Here is a 20902-nt window from a genome sequence, read left to right on the forward strand (position 1 = left end):
TCGCGATGTCGGTAGAACTCGTCTCCATCCTCGTCCTGGCGGTCATCTTCCTCATCGCCACGATCCGGCCCGTCAACCTCGGCGCGCTCGCCATCGTGGCCGCCTTCATCCTGGGCATCGCGGTCCTCGACGGCGACGTCGAGGAGCGGACCGACGCCGTCTTCGCCGGATTCCCCGGCGAGCTGTTCCTGATCCTGGTCGGCGTCACCTACCTGTTCGCCATCGCCTCGGCCAACGGCACCGTCGACTGGCTGGTCCAGGGGGCCATCCGGGCCGTGCAGGGCCGGATCGGCCTCATCCCGTGGATCATGTTCCTGGTCACCGCCTGCCTCACCGCGATGGGCGCGGTCGTGCCCGCCTCGGTGGCGATCATCGCCCCGATCGGCATGGGCTTCGCCGTCCGGTACGGGATCAACCCGCTGATGATGGGCCTGCTGATCATCAACGGGGCCAGTGCCGGCGGCTTTTCCCCGATCAGCATCTTCGGCGGCATCACCAACGGTGTGGTCGAGAAGGCCGGCCTGCCCGGCAACCCCACGCTGCTTCTCCTGGCCTCGTTCTTCGTCAACCTGGCGATCAGCGTCGTCGCGTTCGTCATGTGGGGTGGCCGTGACCTGTTCGGCCGCCGCGTCGAGCCCGCGAGCGAGCCCGCGCCCGCTTCTGCGTCCGATTCGCCGTCCGATTCGCCGTCCGGGTCTGCGTCGCCGCTGCCCTCGGCCGCCCTCGCCACGGCCGAGGAGGCGCCGGCGATCACCCTCGACCGGCACCGGATCATGACCATCGTGGGGCTGCTCCTGCTGGCCGTCGCCGCGCTCTTCTTCGACATCAGCGTCGGCGTCGCCGCGATCACCGTGGCCGTGACCCTCACCCTGCTCTCGCCGCAGTCGGCCCGCAACGCCGTCGACCACGTGGCCTGGTCGACCGTCCTGCTGGTCTGCGGCATCGTGCTCTACGTCGGTGTCATGCAGACCATCGGCACCATCGACTGGCTCGGCGAGGAGGTCGCCACGGTCGGCGCCCCACTGGTGGCCGCCCTGGTGATCTGTTTCATCGGCGCCGCGGTCTCCGCGTTCGCCTCCACCACCGGCATCCTCGGCGCGCTGATCCCGCTCGCCGTCCCGTTCCTCACCGGCACCGACGCGGTCGGCGCGGTGGGCCTGATCACCGCCCTGGCCCTGTCCTCGTCGATCGTCGACTCCAGCCCGTTCTCCACCTCCGGCGCGCTCACCGTGGCCAACGCCCCGGAAGACCGTCGCGACTACGTCTACCGGGGCCTCATGCGGTGGGGCTTCAGCATGGTGGTGCTCATCCCGATCATCACCTGGCTGATCTTCGTGGTGCCTGGCTGGCTCTGACCTTGTGGCGGCGGCCGACTCTGACCCGGCCGGTTGTCAGGCGGCGGCGCTGGTGGGTGCCGGGGTGGTGGCAGGTGGTGCCGGCCGGTTGTCAGGCTGCGGCCCTGGCGGGGGCCGGGGTGGCGGCGGGCAGGGCGGTGGTGCCGGCGGGCAGGACGAAGGAGAGCAGCACCGCCAGGCCGGTGAACCCGGTGGTCCACCAGAACGCCGCGTGGAACGCCGTGGTCAGCGAGCCCGAACTCGTCGCCGAGGTCGCCAGGATCACCGCCAGCAGGGCCACCCCGACCGAGCCGCCGACCTGCTGGGCGATCCGGGTGACGATGCTGGCGTGCGGCATCTTCTCCTTGTCGAGGCCGACGAAGGCGACGGTCATCAGCGGGATCATCACCAGACCGAGCCCCATGCCGCGGACGAGCAGGGCCACCAGCAGCAGCCAGGTCGTGGTGCCGACGCCGGCGAAGGCGAACGGCACGGTGGCCGCGCCGACCAGCAGGAAGCCGAGGAACGCCACCCAGCGGGCGCTGATCCGGTCCAGCAGGCGGGTCGCCACGGTACGGCTGAGCAGCGACCCCACCCCCTGCGGGATCAGCAGCAGCCCGGCGCCGAGCGCGTCCTCGCCCCGCAACTCCTGCCAGTAGAGCGGGAGCAGCAGCATCGCGCCGTAGAGGGCAGCGCCGGACAGGAACATCAGGGTGGTCGCGGCCCAGGTCGGCCGGGAGCGCAGCACGTCCAGATCGACCAGCGCGTCACCGCGGCGGCGCAGCGCCCAGCCGACGAACGCGACGAGCAGAATAGTGCCGCCGATCAGTGGCAGGTAGACGTCGGCCTGGCTGAAGCCGCCGTCGCCGGTGACGTTGGACAGACCCCAGAGCAGGGCGACCAGCGCGGGGGAGAGCAGGGCCAGGCCGACCACGTCGAGGCTGACCCGCCGGCCGGGCTGGTCGGCCGGGATCATCCGCTGGGCCAGGATCAGGCCGGCCACGCAGAGCGGCACGTTCACCAGGAAGAGCCACTGCCAGTCGCCGGCGCCGAGGATCAGGCCGCCGATCACCGGTCCGAGGATCGGGCCGACCGCGGTGGGCAGGGCGACCACCGACATCAGCCGGTTGCGGTCGGCGCCCTGGGCGGCCTGCATGATCATCGTGGTCATCAGCGGCATCATCACGCCGCCGCCGAGGCCCTGGAGCACCCGGAAGGCGATCAGGGCGGGTGCGCTCCAGGCGAGCGAGCAGAGCACCGAGCCGGCCAGGAAGAGGGCGAGCGCGGCCATCCAGAGGCGCTTGGCGCCGAGCCGGCCCTGCAGCCAGCCGACGGTCGGGATGGCCACGCCGAGGGCCAGCAGGTAGGCGGTGCTGACCCACTGGATCGTGCCGACGTCGGTGTTCAGATCGGTGGCGAGTTCGTGCAGCGCCACGCTGACGATGGTCGCGTCGAGGATGACCGCGATGCCACCGACGAGGACGGCGACGGCGGTGCGCATCGCGCTGTCGTGGGGGTGGGACATGGGGTACCGCCTTAAGGTACGCAGCCGTATCTAATGTTGCCTCGACGGTAGGCCGCCGCGATAAGATACGCAAGTGACTCTTAAAAGCCGGCGGCGTGGACCCGAACTCGAGGACGCGATCCTCGACGCCGCCTGGGCGGTGCTGATCGAGCACAGCTATGCGGGCTTCACCTACGAGGCGATCGCCGCCCGCGCCGGCACCAGCCGCCCGGTGCTCTACCGGCGCTGGGCCCAGCGCGAAGACCTGCTGCTGGCCACCATCCGCAAACACTGGGCGGCGCACCCGGTCGAGCTGCCCGACACCGGCAACCTCCGCGACGACGCGATCGGTTTCCTGCGCAACGCCGGTGCGGGCCGTTCCGGCATGATGACCATGCTCGGCATGCAGCTGGCGGAGTATTTCCGGGCCACCGGGACCAGCTTCAGCGACCTGCGGCAGCACCTGCTGACTCCCGGTCAGCGGACCGGCTTCGAGCGGCTGCTGGACCGCGCGGTCCAGCGCGGCGAACTGCCCGACGTCCCGCGCCCGCCACGGGTGGTCAATCTGCCGTTCGACCTGTTCCGGCACGAGATGTTTATGACCATGCGCCCGCCCGGCGACGAGATCGCCATCGAGATCATCGACCAGGTCTGGCTGCCGCTGATCGGCTGGCCGCAAGCACGGTGACGCCACCGTGGTCGGCAGCCACGGTGGCGTCACTATGACGGGTGGGACCGGTTCGGCGGCCGGCCCCGGCCGTCATGTCTCAGGGGCCGAACTCGACCCAGTTCAGGTTGAACAGGTTGGTGGCGGGACCACCGGTGATCTGCCGGAACACCAGGTAGAGCTCCTGCTGCCCGGCCGCCGCGGTGAGCGGGAAGGTCTGGCTCGTCCAGTACGCGTTACCCGCCGTGGCCAGCACCGGCAGGGTCGTCACCAGCGCGCCGGTGGGTGAGCCGAGCCGTACCTCGACCGCCGCCCGCTGCTGCCCGGCGGTGGCCGCCGAACCGCCCGCGGTCCGCAGCGTGACCGAGGAGATCCCGCCGAGGTCGATCGGCCGGAATCCGATGTGGTCACCGTTGTCCACCGCGGTCAGGTGCTCGCCGCCGTCCACGTCGTTCGTGGTGGCGATCGCCACGGCGCTCTTGACCTGCGCGTTCTCCGCCTGCTGCCGCCACGTCTGCACGGTCGCCTGCCCGGTCGCGGCGAGCCCGCCGAGATCGGTGTACGAGGCGCTGACACCGAGGAACAGGTAGCCGCCGGCGTGGTCGGCGCCGTCCTCGGGGCTGGGCAGGGTGCCGGTGCAGCCGGTCGTCGAGTTGATCCCGTGGCCGTGTTCGTCGTGGCCGATGACCAGCGACACCTGGACGCGGGAGCAGTCGACCGTGCCGTCCTCCGGGTCGGTGACCCGGACCGTGAACGGGATGTCGTCACCCCAGTCGAAGAACGATCCGTTGGCCGGGGTGACCACCTCGACCACCGGCGCGGTGTTGCCGACGGTGATGGTGCGGGTGGCCACCGCCGTCCGCCCGGTGCTGTCGGTGACGGTCAGCCGTGCGTTGTAGGTGCCGTTCGCGGTGTAGGTGAACGACGGGTCGGCGACTGTCGAGTCGATCGTGCCGTCGCCGGTGAAGTCCCAGCCCAGGGTGATCGTGTCACCCGGGTCGGGGTCGGCCGTGCCGGTGCTGGCGAACTGGACGGTCAGCGGCGCCGGCCCGGACGTCGGGCTGGCCGAGGCGCGAGCGACGGGTGAGCGGCCGTCCTTGACGTAACGCACCGTCGACAGCTGGGCCTCCGGGTTGGCGCGGAAGAACCCGTTGCCGTATTCGAGCACGTAGAGCTGGCCGTCCGGGCCGAACTCCATGTCCATCGGGTTGGCCCAGGTGAAGCCGGTGAGAAGCGGTTCGATGGACAGCAGCCGGTCGCGGCCGTCGGTGCGGAAGGCGAACAGCCGGTTGCGGGTGAACTCGCCGAAGACCACGGTGTCGTCGTAGTACTCGGGGAACTTCATCGGGTTGGCGAGGCGGCGGTCGTAGTCGTACTGCGGTCCGCCCATCGGGCCGACACCGCCGGTGCCGAGCACCGGCCAGTCGAAACCGCACACCCCGGGCGGTACGGCGAGGTAGGCCTCCGGGCACGGGGTCAGGGCGTTGAAGGTGTACGCGAGCTGCGGGTCCCGTACCGGCGGAAGGTTTTGCAGTCCGGTGTTGCGGGGTGAGTTGTTGACCGGTTTCGCACAGTCGAAGGCGGCGCCGGAGGTGCGGGTCACGAAGTCGAAGTCGATGTACGGCAGGTCCGGCGAGTAGCAGTAGGGCCAGCCGTAGTTGCCGGCCTTGTTCGTGGCGATCCACCGGCCGGTGCCCTCGGGCCCGCGGGCCGGGTTCGGGGTCCGTGAGTCGGGGGAGTAGTCGCCGACGTACACATATCCGCTGTTGCTGACGTCGAAGCGGAACGGGTTGCGCAGGCCCATCAGGAAGATCTCCGGCCGGGTCTTCGGTTTGCCGGCCGGGAACAGGTTGCCGGACGGGATGGTGTAGGTCCCGTTGCCGCGGACCTTGATGCGCAGCACCTTGCCGCGCAGGTCGTTGGTGTTGGCCGCGGAGCGCTGCGCGTCGTAGGCCGGCCCCTGCGTGGGCGATTCGTTGATCGGGGTGAAGCCGTCCGACCCGCCGGCGTTGGTGTCGTCGCCGGTGACCAGGTAGAGCAGCCCGTTGCCGTCGAACTTGACCTCGCCGCCGACGTGGCAGCAGTTGCCGCGGTCGACCGGCACCCGCAGGATCTGCTGCTCGGTGCTCAGGTCGAGGTGCGGTGCCGGGGTGTCGACGAGTTTGACCCGGGAGAGCTGGTTGTAGCCCTTGAAGCGGTCCCAGGCGGTCGGGTCGGTGCTGGTGACCGGGGCGTCGCCCTCGTTGACGGCCGGGGTGGCCGGGTCGTCGACGGGTGTGGTCAGTTTCGGCGCGTAGTAGATGTAGACCCATCTGTTGCGGGCGAAGTCCGGGTCGACCGCCACCGATTGGAGGCCGTCCTCGTCGTGGGCGTAGACCGGGATCTCCGCGATGACCGGGCTCAGGCCGGTCGCCGGGGTGTAGAGGCGCACCTCACCGGCGCGGGTGTTGTGCAGGACGCGCCCGTCCGGGAGCACCGCGAGGGTCATCGGCTCGCCTGGTTCGTCGTTGAGCGTGACCTTCTCGTAGTTGCTCTGCACGGTTGCGCCGCAGTCGCCGCCGGCCTGCCCGTTGGCCCATTGGATGCCGCCGAGCAGATGTTTTTGAAAAGAGCTGCTGCTGTACGTCTGAGCCGAGTGCCCGAGGCCGGTGTACCAGGACCGGCCGCCCTGGAAGTCCTTGCACCAGGCGAGCGGGCCGGTGGTGGTGGCCAGCACGTGCGAGGTTCCGCGCACGTCACGGTCGAAGGTGTACCACTCCTCGGTGAAAGTCGTGGTGCGCGGCAGCGGGGCCGTCGACGGATGCACCCGGTCGGTGATCGTCACGGCGCCCGTGCTCACCGGGGACGCGCTGGTCGCGGCGGCGCCGAGCAGGTTCCGGTAGAAGGTCCAGCCGGGCTCGGTCTCGGCGGCGGCATGCACACCGACAAAACCGCCACCCCCTTGGATGTACGTCTCGAAAGCGGCTCTCTCCGTGTCGGTGAGCACTTCGCCCGTGGTGTTGAGGAAGACCACCGCCTTGTACCTGGCCAGGGTGGCCGCACTGAAGGACGCCGAGTCGGCGCTGACCGTCACGCCGAACCCGTGCCGGCGCCCGAGGTCGCGGATCGTGCGGGCGCCCTTGTCGATGGAGTCGCGGCGGACCCCGGCGGTCTCGGTGAACACCAGGACGTCATGGTGCTGGTGGCCCGGGTGCGCGTAGGACGCGCCCGGCGCGGTGATGATGAGCAGAACAGCCGACAGCACGGCCGTGATTCGTTTCAACATGACCGCGTCAACGCCGGTAGATGGTCAGCTCGGACATGTTCTGGTAGCTCACGTCGGCGAAACTCAGGGACTGGCCCGGGTTCGCCGCCCCGCCCGGAGCGGTGTCCTGCTCCCAGTTCGCGTGGTGGTAGTTCTGCTCCCCGATCTCCTCGAAGAACTGCTGGAAGTTGATGTCGCCCTCGCCGAGCGGGGTCATCACGTAACCGTTGGCCTGGGTGGAGTTGCGGTCGCCGTCCTTGGCGTGGAACAGCGGGAACCGTTCGGTGCGCGGGGCCACGGTGAGGATCGGGTCGAACAGGGCGGTGCGGGTGGCGCCCCACCGGTCCACGTAGCTGCGGTGCTTGAACCTGGCCACGTACGCCCAGTAGATGTCCATCTCGAAGAAGACGTACCGGGGGTCGGTCTTGCCGAAGAAGTACTCCAGCTTGCGGGTGCCGGTCGACAGGGTGGGGCGGCCGTTGGCGTCCAGTGGGCCGGTGTCGAGCAGGAAGCCGTACGCCGCGTCGTGGTTGTGGGTGTAGAGCTTGAGGCCCCGCTTGCGGGCCGCGCGGCCGAGTTCGTTCCACAGGTCGGCGGCCGCGTCCCAGTCGGTGCGGTACGCGCTGCCGGTCGGGTCCGAGCCGGTGCCGATGTGTTTCATGCCCAGCGTCTGGGCGATGTCGAGCTGCTGCTCGAAGGTCGCCGCGTTGATCTGGGTGTGGGTGCCGTTGGCGACCAGCCCGTTGTCGTCCAGGATCTTGCGGATCTCGGCCGGGGTGATCTGCCGGCCCAGGATCGAGGTGTGCTGGTTGTAGCCGGCGAACTCGATCTCTTTGTAGCCGATCTCGGCGAGCCGGGCCAGGACCCGCTCGAAGCCGTACGGGACACCCGAGTCGTCGGGCGCCGCGCTGATCCGGTCGCGGACGCTGTACAGGATGATGCCCCGGTTACGGGCCGGGATGAGGGGTTCGGCGCGCAGCCGGCCGTGGCCGATCGCCGGGGAGCCGGTCTGCAGGATCGGGAAGCCGGCGGCGCCCAGGACAGCGGCGGCGCCAGCCGATGCGGTGAGCAGGCGGCGACGGGTGAGGGATTTTTGGTGCGGCTCGGACATGACTTCTCCACCTTCCAACCGCGGCCCGTGGGAGGGGCCGCTGCCGGGTTGCGTTCAGTGCGGGAAAAGTGCCGGCGTTGCCGAAGCGCCGGCGCCTGGCGCGGTTTCGCGATTGTTACGCCTTGATCACACACCGTATCGTTCGATCGATACAAAAGATAGTCCACATCAGAGGAAACTCTTTTCGATCGAGACGAAAGCTACCGATTTTGCCTGGTCAGTCAGGAACGTCCACCACACCCGTGGCCCCGCTTCGCCTTCCGTCCGGGTCGGGCCGCTTAACAGCACGAGGCCTCCGGTCCTGAAACGACCGGAGGCCTCGTCGGCGGTGACGGTTTACGGGATGGCTGTGGTGTTGAAGGCGTAGCGGGCCACCGAGTCGGCGATGGCGTCCGCGTTGACGTCGAATGCGGTTGTGTTGATGTTGGTCAGGGTGTCGCACGCCTGGTGGTAACAGACGTCGTAGGCGACGCCCGCCGTACCGCCGAACAGCGCCTGCTCCTCAGGGGTCTTGATGCCCTCGGCGCCGGTGAAGATGCCGCCAGCCGGAATGCCCACCGCGATGAACGGGCCGTAGTCGGAGCGGCCGTCGAAGTCGGTGCCGACGTGCGCCAGTCCGCGGCGGTCGAAGAACTTCTCCAGCTGCTTCTCGATCTGCGCGGAACCGGGCGGCCCGGCCGGCGAGCCCTCGGCGTCCGAGTCGTCGCCGTCGTAGAGCTTGTAGGCGTAGTTCGGTGAGGCCACCATGTCGAAGTTCAGGTACAGCTTGATCCGGTCCTTCTCGGCGGCCGACAGGCCCTCCACGTACTGGTCGGAGCCGAGCAGACCGATCTCCTCGGCCGCCCAGAACGCGAAGCGGACCTTGTTCTTCACCGGGACGTGCTTCATCTGCAGGGCGGTCTCGAGGATCGCCGCGCTACCCGAGCCGTTGTCGTTGATGCCGGGGCCCTCGGTCACGCTGTCCAGGTGGGCGCCGACCATCACGACGTTCTTCGGGTTGCCGGTGCGGGTCTCGGCGATCACGTTGTGGTCGGTGCCCAGTGTCAGGGTCGAGTCGACCTTGAGCCGGACGGTCGCGCCCGGCGTGTTCGCGAGCTCGTTGCCGACGGCGAAGCTCGAGAAGACCATCGGGATTCCGGCCCGCCATTCGCCGAGGTCGAGCGGGAACGGGTCGGTGCGGCCCGGCTGCCCCTCGTTGAACACGATGACCCCGGACGCGCCGGCGAACCCCGCGTTACGGATCTTGGTGACGAACGGGCAGGTGCCGCGCTGGATGAGCGCGATCCGGCCGGCGACGAAACCGTCGAAGTCGGCGGTCTCGCAGCCGCTGGTCGACGTGGGTGTCGGGGTCGGCGGCAACGTCAGGTCGACCGCCTGCACCAGCGCGGTCACATCACCGGGCGGGGAGGGTGCGAACGTGACGAAGTCCTGCACGGGCACGTAGGCCTTGCCGGTCGGCGCGGTCAGTTCCAGGGTGGGCGGGTTGTTCTCGACCCAGCCCTGGACGAAGTTGATCGGGTCGAGCGTGACCTTGTAGCCGGCGCGCCGCAGTTTGTCGGCGACGTAGTCACGGGACGCCCGGTAGCCGGGTGTGCCGGCCGCGCGGGTCCCGCCGTTGGCGTTGGCGATCGCCTGGAACGCGTTGAGGTGTTTCTGGGCGTTGGCCCCGGTGACCTGCTTGACGAGGAGCTTGGCGAACACGTCGTCGAGCGAGGTCGCGGCGGCCGGTGATGGCTGGGCGAGGAGCAGGGCGATGGTCGTGGCCACCGAGACGGCGCCGACGATTCCCCTGCGTAGGCTGATGCGCATGATCCCCCCGGACAGATAGATCAATTGATGGTCGTAACTCCGGTGATGCGGAACGTAACCCGCGCCTCGGAGGGGCTGGAATGGCCCGACCGTCCGGTAAGGACGATCCGGTTACCCGAGTTCGGCGGCGAAAGCCGCGATCCAGACCAAGGGGGCGTTCCAGTTGATGGTCAGCTCGTTCGTCGACCAGGACTCGATGTCGTCGACGTAGCAGAACTGGCCCACGCAGCCCGCCAGCCGGGCCTGCGCCACCTCGTCCTGGAGCCCCGAGTTGGGGCCGCCGGCCAGGGTGCCCTTCGGCGGATGCGGCAGGCCGGGGTCGAGCTGGTGGGCGTACCAGCGGCTGTGCTGGTTCTCGGCGTAGTCGGTGCCGTATCCGGTCACGTAGGAGAGGTTCAGCGCGTTGCGGCCCAGGATGTAGTCCAGCCCCTCCAGGACGCCGTCGCGGTAGCCGGCCTCGCCGGTGAGGTCGTGCGCCACGGCCAGCACCACCAGGTTGTTCAGCACCATGCTGTTGGAGCCCCAGTGCCACTGGTTGCCGGGCGGGGCGTAGGCGATCGCGTACGGGCTGGCCTGCTGGATGCCCAGGTAGCGGTCGGCGCCGGCGAGCACCGAGGCGCGCACCTCGTCGAGGCCGGGCAGCGCGTTCGGGACCAGGGCCAGGTCCAGGCGGGCGGCGGCTGCGGTGGCCGCCCAGTCGAAGGCGTACGGTCCGAAGACGTCCGCGGTGTGCAGGGGTGAGGACAGGACCGCATCGGCGTACTCCGGTTCGCCCGTGGTCAGGTACAACTCGGCTGCGGCCCAGTAGAACTCGTCGCGTACGTCATCGTCGTCGTAGGGGCCTCCGCCGATGGTGTCCTCGACCGGCGCGTACCGGAGAGGATTGCTCTTGGCCGCGGTGAAAGCGGTCCGCGCGGCAGCCAGCAGGTGGTCGGCATAGCCGGCGTCGTACTTCCGGTAGATCCGTGATCCCTGGGCGGCCACCGCGGCCAGGTTGAGCGTCGCCGCGGTGGAGACCGGGCGCAGCACCCGCGGCTGCGGGTCGAGGTGCGGCAGGGTGGGCAGGCCGGTCCAGGCGAGGTCGTGCATCTTGTGGTGAACCAGGCCGCCCGGCGCCCGCATGCGCAGCAGGAAGTCGAGTTCCCAGCGGACCTCGTTGAGCAGGTCAGGTACGCCGTTGCCGCTCTCCGGCAGGTCGAGCGCCAGGTCGGCGAGGCCGCTGCGGTGCTCGAAGGCGTGCAGCAGCTGCCACACCGTGATGCCGCCGTTGACCACGTATTTGCCCTGGTCGCCGGCGTCGTACCAGCCGCCGCGCACGTCCAGGCGGTGATCGCCGGCGTCCGGGGCGCACGGGACGTCACGGTCGCCGAGGTGCCCGGCCGGGCGGCCGTAGCCGGGCCGCAGGTCCTCGCGGATCTCGATGCCGCTGCGCTGGCAGTAGAAGAACCTCATCGCGTCGGCGAGCAGCGGCCGGTGCAGGCCCGTGCCGATGCGGAACGGGTGGCTGGTCGCGTCGCCGGCGGTCAGCGTGAAGCCGGCGCCCGCGTGCTGGTGGGCGCTGAAGTCGATGGTGTGCACGTTCTGCCCGGAGGAGACGTCCAGGCCGCGCGGCTCGGTCGTCCCGTCCGCGGCGATCCGGCCCGTATCGTCAACGAGTTGCCAGGTCAGCGGCTCGACAGCGGCGGTGACGAGAGTGGCCCGCTTCGGGCCGGACAGCAGATACCCCACCTGATTCACCGCAACGGCAGACATGCCTGGGAACGCTCCCAGGCATGCGGTTCGCTGTCAAACGTGAACGGCCGGGCCGCGACGATGGGCGTCGCGACCCGGCCGTGTGATCACTTCAGGCCGAAGGCCCGGGTGATCGTCTGTTCGACGCGGTTGCCGTACACGTCCTTCGCGGTGGTGCGGAGCGTGACGTGCTGAGCGTTCCGCGGCGCCTTCAGGTCGGCCGTCCAGCCGGCTGCGGTCCGGTGCAGGTGCTGGGTCTGCCAGGTGACGCCGTCGTCGTAGGACACCTGGAGGGTGACCGACGTGATCGACCCTGTCCTGGGAGCGCCGGGCAGGTGCGACGGGGTGACCGTGATCGGCGCCGAGCGGGCGGCCCGGTGCGTGATGTCGGTGGCCACCCGGTAGTCGAGCTGGATCAGCGGCAGCCGTCCGGTCTTCGCGTCCGAGACGAAGTCCCAGGTGGTACGGGTCCGCGTCGAGTACGGATAGGACGTCGAGTCCCGCTTGGTGGTGGTGACCAGACGGTACGGCAGGCGCTTCGGGCTCAGCCCGGAGTTCTGGTCGATCCAGTTGTACTCGTTGTTCTCGATGACCCGCCCGCCCTGGAGAAGCGTCGCGGTCATCTCGCCGCCGTCCGGGAACGCCACCCCGGCATGGTTGGCGCCCGAGTCGCCCCAGCCGGGGATCTCGGCCACCATCCGGTCGCCGTCGCGGTGGGGGAGGGTGACCGCGTCGTTGATCCGCGGCCGCTGGATGGCGCCCAGCCACGTCTCCGTGGTCCGGCTGCCCGGCTGATAGGTGGTGCTGCCGCCGAGCTGGAACGAGTACAGGTCGTCCATGTCGCTCGACCACGTGACGCCGGGCTGCGCGTTCACCCGGTCGGTCCGGAACCGGTCGGAGCGCATCAGCGTGGTGGAACCGACCTTCACCGGCATGCCCGGGTGGTAGTCGTAGCGCTTCTCGGAGATCTCCCGGGTCGAGGTGCGCTGGAAGTCGACGTCGACGCGGGCGAGCTCACGCTCGGCCGGGCGGTAGGTGACCGACTTCGGCACCCCGTCCGGCCAGTAGCGGACCAGGTCGTAGAGGTAGTCGGTGGTCGGCTGGGACTCGACGCGCAGGCTGACCGGGCCCTGGGCGAGCCGGGTGATCAGCTGTTCGCCGCTGTCCTTGGTCAGCGACACCACGGCCAGTTTCGTGCGGCTGGTGGCGTCGAAGTAGCGGCCCGGCTCGTCGTTGACGATCGCGAGCATCACCGCACCGGCCTCCTCAGCGGCGTCGACCTGATCGTCGAGGTCGCCTCGCCGTACCACCGCGATCTTGTCCTTGACGTTGACGCCCTTGCCGGCGAAGACGGCTTCGATCTGCTGGACCCCCTCGGCCGGTGGCGTGGAGCCGGGCAGCAGGATCAGGTCGTCGAAGGTGTCGCCGAGCGACAGGATCGGCTGGATCTTGCGCCAGCGGGCGGTGACCGACATCCGGCCGTCGCGGGCCTTCTGGCCGGGGACCACCCAGACGCTGTCGTAGAAACGCGGCAGGATGTACGCGTCGGTCGCCGACGCGGTCTCGCCCAGTTCGCGGTGGTAGTCGACGCGCAGTTCGCTGGTGGCGGTGCGTTTCGGGGTGATCGCCTGCACCTCGCGGGTCGCGGCGGCCTTCAGCGCGATCGCGGTGTCCTTCTCGACGACCACGGTGGGTTCGCTGATCAGGGCCATGCCCCGGGAGTTGGGTCCGTGGCTGCCCTCGACCTGGCCCCACATCCAGACCGCGTAGCGGCCCTGCGGCACGAGCACGTCGATCGGCCGGCCGTCATAGGTGACGAAGCTGTAGTAGGCGCCGGCCGGATCGCCGTCGCGCAGCAGCATGATCTCGCCGGGCATCGGCTCGCCGTTGCGGCCGGTCGGCGTGATGGTCAGGTGCCGGGGCTGGTCCTCGGTGCTGAGCCCGACGACGGTGTCGGCCACCCGCGTGCCGCCGACGCTGGCGACGACGCTGCCGGTGTAGCGGCCCTTCTCGGCGACGCTGCCGAGGTCGGCCGAGACCGTGACGGTGGCGGTGCCGCCGGCCGGCACGGTCACCTTGGTGGCGGACAGTTCGATCAGGTCCGGGCCGTCCAGGGTCAGGTCCAGGTCGACCGCGGCCGGGCCGGTGTTGGTGTACGTGATCGGCCGCTCGGTCGTGCCGGTGGGCTCGTCGGTGAGCGGGTGGATGCCGAGGTAGGCGGTGGCCGAGGCGAAGACCGTCGCGCTGCTGGTCGCGGCGATGTCGAGGCGGCCGCTGCCCGCGTCGTACGGCCCGAAGTCCGGGGTCTGCTTGGCCGTGCTGACCAGGGCGTCCTTGAGCTGCCCGCCGGTCCAGCCGGGGTGCTGGGCGGCCAGCAGGGCGGCCGCGCCGGCCACGTGCGGGGTGGCCATCGAGGTGCCGCTCATCGTCCGGTAGAGGCCCTCGCCCTCCGCGGAGTACTGCGAGCGGGCGGCCAGGATGTCGACACCGGGGGCGGTGATCTCCGGCTTGAGCGCGCCGTCGACCAGGCGCGGGCCGCGGCTGGAGAACTCGGCGAGCCGGTCGCCGGAGTCGACCGCGCCCACGGTCAGGGCGGCGTCGGCGGCGCCCGGCGAGCCGACCGTGGTCTCGGTCGGGCCGCTGTTGCCTGCTGCGATCACGAACAGCGCGCCGGTCTCGGCGCTGAGCTGGTTGACGGCGACGCTCATCGGGTCGGTGCCGTCGGTGGGGGAGCCGCCCAGGCTCATGCTGACGACCTTGGGCCTGCGCTCGCGGGCGGCCCACTCCATGCCGCTGATGATCCAGGAGTCCTGGCCGGAGCCGCCGTTGTCGAGCACCTTGCCGATCTCCAGGTCGGCGCCGGGGGCGACACCCTTCTCCCGGCCGTCGGAGGCGGCGCCGGTGCCGGCGATCGTTGACGCCACGTGGGTTCCGTGGCCGTGGCCGTCGGTGACGTCCTCGCCCGGCACGAAACTGGCGGTCGACTCGATGCGGCCGGCCAGGTCCGGGTGGCCGGCGTCGACACCGGTGTCGAGCACGGCGACGTCGATGCCGGCACCGGTGTTGCCGCCGGCCCACAGCGACGGCGCGCCGATCTGGGCCACGCTGTCGGCCAGCGCGGCGTGCACCCGGCCGTCCAGCCAGACCCGGTCGATGCCGTGCGCGAACGCCGGCGCTGCGCTGGTGGTCCGCGCGGTCAGAGCCGGGGACGTGGCGGTCAGCGACGACCAGAAGTCCTTGGCGCGGGCCCGGTCGGTGTTCACCGCGCGGCCGTTGATGCTGGGCAGCGCCCGCACCTCGGTGGCGGCCTCGGGAAGGACCTCGGCGCGTTTCGCGAGCGTCGGGGCGTAACCGAGGATGACCGGCAGCCGGTCGGTGGCGGCGTCGCCGTAGCCCTCGCGCAGCAGGTAGGTGATGTTGAACAGCCGCTTGTCGAGGCGGCCGGAGGCGATGTACGGCAGCACACCGTCCGGATAGACGTAGGTGTCCGGGCCGACGGTGGTGATGTGCGAGCCCTCCGGAGCCTGCACCGCGGTCCCGCCGGGCCGGACGGTCACCTCGTCGCCGGTGATCAGGGTGATCGTGGTGCTGCTGGTGGTGGGGGCACGGTGCGCCGGCCCGGGTGCGGCCGCGGCCGCGGGCGGGGTCACCGCGACCGCGGTCAGCACCGCCACGACGCCGCCGATGGGGAAGATCCTCACGTATTACCTCGACTCGATCAGAGGCCTGAAGTGCCGGTGACGCTACAAGCGCGATCATCGATGCGGCGCCTGTCGATCTTGTCCGTTAACGATCACGAAACCGAATGCGCAGTCACTGGAAACACGGCGAACTATCGTCCTATCTGGTGTCTCAGCTGACCGCGTTCTTCGCCCTGCCCACGCCCGGCCCGTTCGTCGGGCGGCGCCGGCTGCTCGGCACGCTGCGCGCCGAACTCGCCCGCCCCTCGCCACTGGTGCTGCTCAGCGGTGAAGCCGGAGTCGGCAAGAGCCGGCTGGTCGCCGAGTCACTTCAGGACAGTGGCCTGCCGGTGATCGTCGCCCACTGCGACGACCTGCGCGAACCACAACCCCTCGGGCCGCTGATCGACGGGCTCCGGGTCGCGCACGCCACCGACGCCCTCAACGACCTGCTCCCGCCCGCGCTACCCGACCCGGACGCCGAACGCGCCCGGCTGCTGCGCTCGGCGGCCGCCCTGCTGGCCCGGCTCGCGCCGGTCGCGCTGGCCGTCGAGGACCTGCAGATGGCCGACCCGGCCACCCTGCAACTGATCGACCACCTCGGCGCGCACCCCGTACCCGGACTGAAGGTTCTGATCACCGTGCGCGGCAACGAGCTGCCGCCCGGCTGGCTGCCCGGACCAACCGTCAAACGCCTGCGCGTGCCGCCGCTGACCCGCGCCGAGGTCGGCCGGCTCGCCACCGCCCTGCTCGCCGGATCCGACGCCCTCGCCACCCACCTGTACCAGCGCACCGCCGGCATCCCGTTCCTCGTCGAGGAGGTCGTGCGGTCACTGATGACCGACGGTGATCTGGAAGCCATCCGCCGCCACCCGGACGCCCTGGCCGACCTCGCCGTCCCCGCCCTGCTGCGCGACGTGCTCGTCGCACGCCTGCACCACCTCGACGAACACACCCGCGAAATCCTCGGCGCGGCCGCCGTCCTCGGCCAGGCAGCCGACGCACGACCGCTTTCCATCATCATTCAAACCAGCGAGGGTACGATCACCGCCGCGCTCCAGCAGGCCCGCGCAATCGGGTTGCTCCACCAGCGCGACGGGCGGCTGTGGTTCCGGCACACCCTCGCCCGGCAGGTCGTCCACGAACTGCTGCCACCGGTCACCCGGCGGCTGCTGCACCTGCGCACCGCCCGCCTCCTGGAAGAGCAGCAACCACGGCCGTACGCCCGGCTCGCCCACCACTACCGGGAAGCCGACAGCCCGGCCGATCACGTCCGCAACGCCGAAGCCGCAGCCGACCTGGCCAGCGCCCGTGGCGACGACGGCACCGCCGCGCGGTTCCTGCTGGACGCGGTCGGACACGCCGGGCTGCCCCGCCCGATCCGGGTCCGGCTGGCCGGGAAACTCGCCCGGTCCGCCATCGAGAGCGTGGCCCAGACATCGGCCATCCCGGTGCTGCGCGCACTGGTCGCCGACCGTCGCCTGCCACCCGGCGCCCGCGGCGAGCTGGGCCTCGCGCTCGGGCGGATGCTGCGCCAACAGGGCGAGGCCCGCGCCGGTTATGCCGAGATCGAACGAGCCTTGCCGTACCTGCGCCAGCACGGCCGGCGCGCCCGGGCCCTGGCCGTGCTGTCGGCGCCGGACACCGTGGTCGACAGGCATCTCCGCGAGCATCAGGCGCTCTGCGAACAGGCCGCCCTCGCGGCCGCCCGGTCGGGGGAGCCGTCGGCGGTGCTCGCCGTCGAGATCGCGCGGCTGTCGCTGCTGCTGGAGAGCGGCGACCCCACCGCCGGTGCGGCGATCACCGCGGCCGCGGCCGGGCTGGCCGGGCATCCGCGGGAACGCGCGCGGGCCTGCCTCAACTGGGCCCAGGGCGCCCTGCACGTCGGCGACATCACCCTGGCCGCGTCGATGCTGGCCACCGGCCGCCGCCTGGTCGACGACACCGACTACGAACGGCTGCGCCCCCTGGTCGAGCTGACCACCTACGGCCTCGACCTGGCACTCGACCGGCGAGCCGGACTCGAGGACCGCCTCCTCGGCTTCCTCGCCCAGCCACACCGGTTGCCGCTGGCGATGCCGGACGCACGGCTCTACCTCGCCCGGCTCCGCCACCGGCAGGGCGACCTGACGGCCGCCGAGCAGGGCCTGCGCGACGTGATCACCGAAGCCGGCCGGGTGGGCGCGGCGTGGCCGCTGATCCCGGCGCGGACGGCACTCGCCGAGGTGCTGCTCACCCGAGGCGCCAACGACGAGGGCCGAGCCGAAGCTCAGGCGGCCCTGTCCCTGGCCGAGGCGAAGGGCCTGCCCGCCTGGGGCCGCGACGCCACCCGCCTCCTCACGCCGGTGGCCTCCTGACCGTCGGGTTCAGTCCTCGTCGTAGTCCGGGCCCGAAAGCCAATCGCCCGGCACCTGCTCACGTACGGGCTGCACCGCCGCCGGAGTCCGGCCGTGCACCCACAGCCACACCCCGCCGTCGTCGCGCAGCAACACCTCCGGGCCGGCCAGCCAGCGCACCCCCGGCCCGTCCATTCCCGCCCAGAACGGCAGGGTCGGCAGCGGCACCGGCTCGAACGCGGCCGCCACGGCTGCGGCCGCGTCCTCGTCGAGGTCCCGGTTGTCGACGTTGTGCTCGTCGGCGCCGAACATCGCCTCCGACATCACCATCTCCACGAGCGCGATCGACAGCCGGTCCGAGTACGGCTCCCAGCCGTCTCCGTTGTTCACCAGGACCGGGGGATCGTCCTGCCCGACGGCCTGCTCCGGCACGCCCCACGACGCGCAGTGCTGCGCCTCCACGCGGAAGACCAGGACGCCCTCCGGGGCGGTCGTGAGATTCTGCGGCCAGACCAGCTCGTCCTGAGCGGCGGTCAGATCCCGCCGGCGGCCGAACAGCAGATAGGCCTCCCGCAGCGCGGCCGGCAGCGGATACCCGAGCCGGTCCTCGGCTGCACGCAGCAGGTCGGTGTCGATACCGTCGCCGTCGGTCAGCGGGCGGCCCAGTGTGCTGGTCAGTTCCCGGACGAACGCCCACCCACGCTGCCGGTCGCCGTCCGGAGCGCACAATGCGCGCAGGTCACTGAAGTCGTCGATCACGCCGGTTCCGTTTCGGGTCGGTGGCTTGCGGAGGGTTTTAGCGGGGCCGGAGGTTGTCTTGAGGTGGTGGGGCGAGTCTTTGAGGCATGAACATCACCACCGCTGAGATCAAGCCGATGCCCGCCGCTGACATCACCTGCCGGGTCACCTACCCGAGCCTCGGACGGCAGGTTGTCGACAGCATGCTGATCCTGGGCCGGACCGGTCTGATCACCGGGGTCGGCGCGACCGTCCTGTTCGGCGTGGCGATCGCCATCGCCTACGCGCTGGCCGCCGGGCTCGGCCTGCTCGGCTTCGACGCCAGCTCCAGCTACTGAGTTCTCACCCGGCCCGGCCGCGGCCGTGGACCGGCAACAACTGGGTCGCCGCGAGCTGCGCCGGTTCCGGCCGGGTGTTACGCCGGCGGACCACCATCAGCGCCAGCGCGCCCAGCCCGACGAGCATCAGCAGGCCGCCGATGACGAACGGCAGCGGGCCGCTGCCGTCGTCGCTGACCGGCTCGAAACCCGGAGCAGCCAGGCCGTCGAGGCTCGCCTTCGGCTCCGGCGTGTCGGCGTCGGCGACGAACGGTGTCGCCGACACCGAAGGCGACGCCTTCGTGGTCAGCTCGGCCAGCGCGGTCAAGGTCACCGGCACGTTCGCGGTGCCACCGGCGGCACCCTGCACGACAGTGGCGGCGCTGCGATAGCCCTTCTTCGTCGCGGCGACACCGATCGACCCGGCGAGAATCGGCTTGGCATCGGTCGACCGGATCGTGAACCGGCCGTTCCCGCCACTGGTCGTCCGATACTCGTGCCCGGCACTGTCCCGGACCGTCACGGCCACCCCGCCGACATTCTTGCCGTCGGCGTCCCGGACCCGGCCGGTGACCCGGTCCACCGTGGGGGACGAGGTGCCGGTGCCCGGCGTCGTGGCGCCCGCCCCGTGCACGTACACCATCTTGAAGTCGAAGTGGTTCTGCCCGGCGAGCCGGACCGCGACCGAGATGTTCAGACCCGTCGTCTCACCCGGCGCTGCGGCCGGCGCGACGACGGTGGCCGAGAAGTCCCTGCTGCGGCCCGGGCCGAGATTCGGCTCGGCCCGGCAGCCGGTGCGGCAGGGCAGACCGCCGCCGACGACCACGATGGCGGTCTCGGCCGCCGACCCGGTGTTGGTCACCCGGAACCGGACCTGGACCTTGTCACCCGGTGCGACGTTCTCCGCCGACACGCTGAGGATCTTGATCGGGGCCGGTGCGGCAACCACGGGCGTCGCCGGCACCGCCAGTGCTCCGGCGGCCAATACGAAGAATGCGGCGGTACGGGTCCATCGGGCACGTATGCGCGTCGTCACTTCCATCCACCTTCTCGATCGGCCGACAACAGCGGACGACACTATGCCGTGTTCGAGCGGATTTCGCGACCCAGCGGTGTTCGGTACGTGTAAACGATCAAGCCCCGGTAGTCGGCGACCGTGTCGTACAGGGCGCGTGCACCGGCGTTGTCGTGCTCGGTGTTCCAGTAGAAACGGGTGATGCCGTGCTCCGCGGCGTCGCCGGCGATCCAGCTGAGCATCGCGGTCGCGACTCCGCGCCGCCGGGCCTCGGGCGCCACGAACAGGTCGGCCAGGAAACAGCGGTCACCGAACCAGAGGCCGGTGTGGAAGTAGTAGTGGGCGAGGCCCACCATCCGGCCGTCGGCCCACGCCCCGGCACCGCGTATCTCGTCTCGTGCGATGAGGCGGTGCCAGGTCCGCTCGTACAACTCGTCGGTGATCGCCGTGCCGAAATGGTCGTTGAAGCGGCGGGCGAGCCCGGACCACTCGGCATGATCGGCGTCGGTCAGCAGCTCGATGTGCACCACATCACTCATCCTGCCTCCGGTCGTCTCATGCCACCTGTGCCGGGCGCCCCCGCGGGTTCGGCGCCGGTCCCGTGGGGTGAGTCATGCCCCGGCGGCCCAGCTGAGCCACTCGTTGTCGTGTTCCCAGCCGTTACGTTCGTAGAACGGCACCGCCCGCGGGCTGGAGTGCACCGTCACATGTTCCAGTTCCAGGCTGCGGGCCTCGTCCAGCACGGCCGACATCAGCAGCGCCCCGACCCGGCGGTCGCGCAGTTCGGGGACGACGAAGACGGACTGCACGTCGCCGCCGCGCCGGGCATACCTGGTCGCGGTCGGCACCCGGTCGAGGACGGCCAGCCATGCCATCCCGACGACCTCGCCGTCCGCCTCGGCCACGAACGCCAGGTGCTCGGGATGATCACGCATCCACTCGCCGAGCGTCGCGACGAACTCGTCCAGGTTGTCGCCCTCGTAGCCGTGGTCCTGGGTGGCCCGCCGCCAGCGCAACCCGGCCAGCGCGGGCGCGTCGGCGTCGGAGGCCCGGCGCACCGTCACATCGACATCAGTCATGTAGTGATCTTCGTGGATGACGGCAACACCAGGCGTCATCCTCTCCGCGTTCCTGCCCGGCTCGTCACCGTTTACGGAGCCTTCTGCGCAGCCGCCTCAGCTTGAGAAGGACAGCCCTCGGGCGGATGACATCTCCTCGCCCGCGACGCCCACCCCCGGCCCGTCGTTCTCGCTCGTCGCTCGTGGCTGGCCGTTCGTCGTTCGTTGCTCGTTGCTCGTTGCTCGTGGATCTTGCACGGTTCTTCGGCTCTCCGGGTGGATGTGTGGGTTAGGTGCGGCCTGGTAGGTCGATGTTGTAGCCGCCGAGGTGGAGTTTGGCGAGGGCGATGAGGGCGTG

Annotated in this window: 13 protein-coding genes and 2 pseudogenes; 4 read left to right on the plus strand and 11 right to left on the minus strand. The window is 70.6% G+C overall.

Features of this window, described 5'->3' with window-relative positions; translation table 11 throughout:
* The first annotated feature begins 5 nt into the window (after positions 1-5).
* Positions 6-1355 carry an SLC13 family permease gene (locus AB0E94_RS47295; RefSeq protein ID WP_360341471.1) on the plus strand — a complete coding sequence of 450 codons (1350 nt, stop codon included), beginning with the start codon at positions 6-8 and terminating at the stop codon, positions 1353-1355.
* 91 nt (positions 1356-1446) lie between these two features.
* Here the strand turns inward: AB0E94_RS47295 and AB0E94_RS47300 are convergent, their stop codons facing one another.
* Positions 1447-2859, minus strand: a complete 1413-nt coding sequence (locus AB0E94_RS47300) for an MDR family MFS transporter (protein ID WP_360341474.1) — start codon at positions 2857-2859, stop codon at positions 1447-1449.
* A 73-nt stretch (positions 2860-2932) separates the two neighbouring features.
* Between AB0E94_RS47300 and AB0E94_RS47305 the strand changes: the two genes are divergently transcribed.
* Complete coding sequence (locus tag AB0E94_RS47305) at positions 2933-3526, plus strand: TetR/AcrR family transcriptional regulator (protein ID WP_360341477.1); 594 nt, start codon at positions 2933-2935, stop codon at positions 3524-3526.
* 79 nt (positions 3527-3605) lie between these two features.
* Here the strand turns inward: AB0E94_RS47305 and AB0E94_RS47310 are convergent, their stop codons facing one another.
* The 6 genes and pseudogenes from AB0E94_RS47310 to AB0E94_RS47335 all read right to left on the minus strand — a co-directional run bounded on the left by AB0E94_RS47310 (position 3606) and on the right by AB0E94_RS47335 (position 15101).
* The gene (locus tag AB0E94_RS47310) at positions 3606-6770 is read right to left on the minus strand and encodes a ThuA domain-containing protein (RefSeq protein ID WP_360341480.1); all 3165 of its coding nucleotides are present in this window, start codon (positions 6768-6770) and stop codon (positions 3606-3608) included.
* 7 nt (positions 6771-6777) lie between these two features.
* Positions 6778-7860 carry a sugar phosphate isomerase/epimerase gene (locus tag AB0E94_RS47315; protein ID WP_360341483.1) on the minus strand — a complete coding sequence of 361 codons (1083 nt, stop codon included), beginning with the start codon at positions 7858-7860 and terminating at the stop codon, positions 6778-6780.
* Between the two features lie 372 nt (positions 7861-8232).
* A pseudogene (locus tag AB0E94_RS47320) lies at positions 8233-8895 on the minus strand (M28 family metallopeptidase); the annotation flags it as partial.
* Positions 8896-8964: 69 nt separating this feature from the next.
* A pseudogene (locus AB0E94_RS47325) lies at positions 8965-9669 on the minus strand (PA domain-containing protein); the annotation flags it as partial.
* Between the two features lie 111 nt (positions 9670-9780).
* Positions 9781-11421, minus strand: coding sequence for a glycoside hydrolase family 9 protein (locus AB0E94_RS47330; protein WP_360341486.1), 1641 nt, complete (start codon positions 11419-11421; stop codon positions 9781-9783).
* An 86-nt stretch (positions 11422-11507) separates the two neighbouring features.
* The gene (locus AB0E94_RS47335; RefSeq protein WP_360341489.1) at positions 11508-15101 is read right to left on the minus strand and encodes a S8 family serine peptidase; all 3594 of its coding nucleotides are present in this window, start codon (positions 15099-15101) and stop codon (positions 11508-11510) included.
* A 146-nt stretch (positions 15102-15247) separates the two neighbouring features.
* Here AB0E94_RS47335 and AB0E94_RS47340 point away from each other — a divergent pair, with 146 nt between their 5' ends.
* Positions 15248-17437, plus strand: coding sequence for an AAA family ATPase (locus AB0E94_RS47340; protein ID WP_360341492.1), 2190 nt, complete (start codon positions 15248-15250; stop codon positions 17435-17437).
* Between the two features lie 9 nt (positions 17438-17446).
* On the opposite strand, the gene AB0E94_RS47345 is transcribed toward AB0E94_RS47340, so the two are convergent.
* The gene (locus AB0E94_RS47345; RefSeq protein ID WP_360341495.1) at positions 17447-18175 is read right to left on the minus strand and encodes a hypothetical protein; all 729 of its coding nucleotides are present in this window, start codon (positions 18173-18175) and stop codon (positions 17447-17449) included.
* Between the two features lie 86 nt (positions 18176-18261).
* Here AB0E94_RS47345 and AB0E94_RS47350 point away from each other — a divergent pair, with 86 nt between their 5' ends.
* Positions 18262-18492, plus strand: a complete 231-nt coding sequence (locus AB0E94_RS47350; protein WP_360341498.1) for a hypothetical protein — start codon at positions 18262-18264, stop codon at positions 18490-18492.
* A 4-nt stretch (positions 18493-18496) separates the two neighbouring features.
* Here AB0E94_RS47350 and AB0E94_RS47355 read toward each other — a convergent pair whose 3' ends face one another.
* The 3 genes from AB0E94_RS47355 to AB0E94_RS47365 all read right to left on the minus strand — a co-directional run bounded on the left by AB0E94_RS47355 (position 18497) and on the right by AB0E94_RS47365 (position 20565).
* Positions 18497-19507, minus strand: a complete 1011-nt coding sequence (locus tag AB0E94_RS47355; protein ID WP_360341501.1) for a carboxypeptidase-like regulatory domain-containing protein — start codon at positions 19505-19507, stop codon at positions 18497-18499.
* Positions 19508-19548: 41 nt separating this feature from the next.
* Positions 19549-20025: a GNAT family N-acetyltransferase gene (locus AB0E94_RS47360; RefSeq protein WP_360341504.1), complete on the minus strand. Its 477-nt coding sequence runs from the start codon at positions 20023-20025 to the stop codon at positions 19549-19551.
* Between the two features lie 72 nt (positions 20026-20097).
* A complete protein-coding gene (locus AB0E94_RS47365) occupies positions 20098-20565 on the minus strand; it encodes a GNAT family N-acetyltransferase (RefSeq protein ID WP_360341507.1) in 468 nt (155 codons plus the stop codon).
* Positions 20566-20902 lie beyond the last annotated feature (337 nt).

This window comes from Actinoplanes sp. NPDC026670 (assembly GCF_040638175.1).
GTDB lineage: Bacteria > Actinomycetota > Actinomycetes > Mycobacteriales > Micromonosporaceae > Actinoplanes.